Origin of the sequence: Spirulina sp. CS-785/01 (assembly GCF_028330525.1) — a bacterium.
GTDB lineage: Bacteria > Cyanobacteriota > Cyanobacteriia > Cyanobacteriales > Spirulinaceae > JAQMSD01.
Genome location: NZ_JAQMSD010000042.1, coordinates 1 through 2,817, shown reverse-complemented (window position 1 = coordinate 2,817; position 2,817 = coordinate 1). Strand labels below are relative to the sequence as shown.

Sequence of the window (2,817 nt, the reverse complement as noted above, 5' to 3'; positions counted from 1 at the left end):
CTGGGAGGCCGTTGATAACTGGGAGGCCGTTGATAACTGGGAGGCCGTTGATAACTGGGGGAACGGCGATAGGTCGTCTCTTGGGGAGGACGACGGGACTGGGGTGGCCGATAGTTGGACGTGGGTTGAGGCCGTTTTGGGGGTTGAGGACGAGGGGGAGTGGTGGGGACGGAAATGGGACGTTGCGGTTTAATCGAACGGAGGTAGTCTCGGGCCTGGTTTAATTCTTTGATTTTTTCCCCGGCTTGTTCTAGTAATCTAGGATCATCTTTGGGGAGTCGGTCGGGATGCCAAACAAAGACTAAATCTTTATAAGCCCGATTCACCTCCTCTAGAGAGGCCCCCGGCTGGAGTCCAAGCAAACGGTAATAGTGATCTGGATGATGTCTCATAAGCGTTGGGAGCGATTGGCATCTTTCCTATGCTAAAGCGAATAAGCCTGACCTATCTTAAATATTAGGAAAACTACAAAAAGTAATGTAGTGTAACCTTGACATTTCCTGTCCCTGACATTTCCTGTCCCTTCTGCCCTCTTTATTCAGAGCATGAGTTCTAATCAATCTTTAATCGATCCACTCAGTCAAGCCCTCGGACGTATTATAGTCGGGCAATCGGCTTTAATTCAACAACTTCTCGTCGCGCTCCTCAGTGGAGGCCATGTAATTTTGGAGGGGGTCCCCGGTACGGGGAAAACGTTGTTGGTGAAGGTGTTGGCGAAGTTGATCCAAGCGGATTTTCGCCGGGTGCAGTTAACGCCGGATGTTTTGCCGTCGGATATTTTGGGGACAAATGTGTTTGATCTCAATAGTCGCACGTTTTCGCTCAAGAAGGGGCCGGTGTTTACTGAGGTGTTATTGGCCGATGAGATCAACCGGACTCCTCCTAAGACGCAAGCGGCCTTGTTGGAGGCCATGGAGGAGCAACAGGTGACGCTCGATGGGGAAACGTTACGACTGCCTCAGTTATTTTGGACGATCGCTACCCAAAATCCGTTAGAGTTTGAGGGGACTTATCCGTTACCGGAAGCCCAGTTAGACCGCTTTTTGTTTAAGTTGGTGGTGGACTATCCGGAGCAAGCGGCGGAGAAACAGATGCTGCTCAATACCCAGAAGGGGTTTCAGGCGAAGCGGTTGAATTTTATGAAGATTCAGCCTGTGGCAACGGTGGAGCAGGTGTTGGAGGCACAACAGGCGGTGCAACAGGTGCAGGTGGAGGAGGGGGTGTTAGATTATTTGTTGGAGTTGGTTGCGCGATCGCGGCAATCCCCTGATCTGGAGATTGGGGCTTCTCCCCGATGTGCGGTAGCATGGTTACAAACCAGTAAGGCTCAAGCATGGATCGCAGGCCGAAGTTTTGTCACCCCAGATGATATAAAAGCAGTTGCTTCCCCCCTCCTCCGTCACCGTCTCATCCTCAAACCAGAAGCCCAGTTAGACGGGGTACAAGTGGAGCAAGTGATTAATTCTCTTTTAAAACAAGTTCCTGTCCCACGGTAATAATGGGTAATGGGTAATGGGTAATGGGTAATTGAAGCTAAGAAACCGGGTTTCTGTGTAAAATTTAGGCTAAACACGATAACTTTAGAGAGAAACCCGGTTTCTCCCACCAATAACAAACAACAAAAAACAAACAAAAAATGCCAACTCAAACCGAAACTCTACCCCTTTTAGGACAATCCGTAAGTGAACTCACCGACTGGGTACAAACCCAAGGACAACCCTCTTATCGAGGGAAACAATTGCATCAATGGTTATATCAAAAAGGGGCGCGATCGCTCTCTGAAATTACCGTTTTTCCTAAACAATGGCGCGAAACCCTCGCCGAAACCTCCATTGGCCGTTCCGCTATTCATCATTGCAGCATTGCCCCCGATGAAACCCGCAAATATTTACTCCGTCTCGCCGATGGGTTAATCATTGAAACTGTAGGCATTCCCACGAAAAAACGCCTCACCGTCTGCGTTTCCTCCCAAGTGGGGTGTCCCATGAATTGTGATTTCTGTGCCACCGGGAAAGGGGGATTTACTCGTAATTTACAAGCCCATGAAATTGTTGATCAAGTGTTAACTGTCCAAGAGGACTTTCAACGACGGGTGAGTAATGTAGTGTTTATGGGTATGGGTGAGCCTTTGTTAAACTTAGAACAGGTTGTAGCGGCGGTGCGATCGCTCAATCAAGATGTCGGCATCGGACAACGCTCCTTAACCATCTCCACTGTTGGCATCCCCAAACAAATCCAACAACTCGCCCAACACCACCTCCAAATCACCTTTGCCGTCAGTCTCCACGCCTCCAACCAACGCCTCCGTCACCAACTCATCCCCAGTGCCAACCATTATCCCCTCACCGCCTTATTAGACGATTGCCGAGAATACGTCAAAATCACAGGCCGACGAGTCACCTTTGAATATATCCTCCTGGCAGGAGTCAACGACTTACCCGAAAACGCCCAACAACTGGCACAACACCTCAAAGGGTTTCAATCCCACGTCAACTTAATTCCCTACAACCCCATTAACGAAGCCGACTATCAACGGCCCAGCAAACAAAACATTCAACAATTTAGCGAAATTCTCCAAAACCACAACATCGCCACCAGCGTCCGCTATTCCAGAGGCTTAGAAGCCAATGCCGCCTGTGGCCAACTCCGCGCCTCACAAGCAGTAAACAGTAAACAGTAAACAGTGAGATAAAAGTTTCCCCCCTCGCCCTTTGGGAAAGGGGGCTAGGTGGGGGTGCTTTCCCCCCTCGCCCTTTGGGAAAGGGGGCTAGGTGGGGGTGCTTTCCCCCCTCGCCCTTTGGGAAAGGGGGCTAGGTG

3 protein-coding genes are annotated in these 2,817 nt (G+C 50.1%); 2 read left to right on the top strand and 1 reads right to left on the bottom strand.

Annotation, left to right across the window (positions count from 1 at the left end):
* A partial coding sequence (locus PN462_RS02050; RefSeq protein ID WP_272126221.1) for a J domain-containing protein occupies positions 1–392 on the bottom strand: 392 nt, incomplete at its 3' end.
* A 153-nt stretch (positions 393–545) separates the two neighbouring features.
* Here PN462_RS02050 and PN462_RS02045 point away from each other — a divergent pair.
* The gene (locus tag PN462_RS02045) at positions 546–1,496 is read left to right on the top strand and encodes an AAA family ATPase (protein ID WP_272126220.1); all 951 of its coding nucleotides are present in this window, start codon (positions 546–548) and stop codon (positions 1,494–1,496) included.
* Between the two features lie 140 nt (positions 1,497–1,636).
* Positions 1,637–2,680: a 23S rRNA (adenine(2503)-C(2))-methyltransferase RlmN gene (gene rlmN, locus PN462_RS02040; RefSeq protein WP_272126219.1), complete on the top strand. Its 1,044-nt coding sequence runs from the start codon at positions 1,637–1,639 to the stop codon at positions 2,678–2,680.
* The last annotated feature ends 137 nt before the right edge of the window (positions 2,681–2,817 follow it).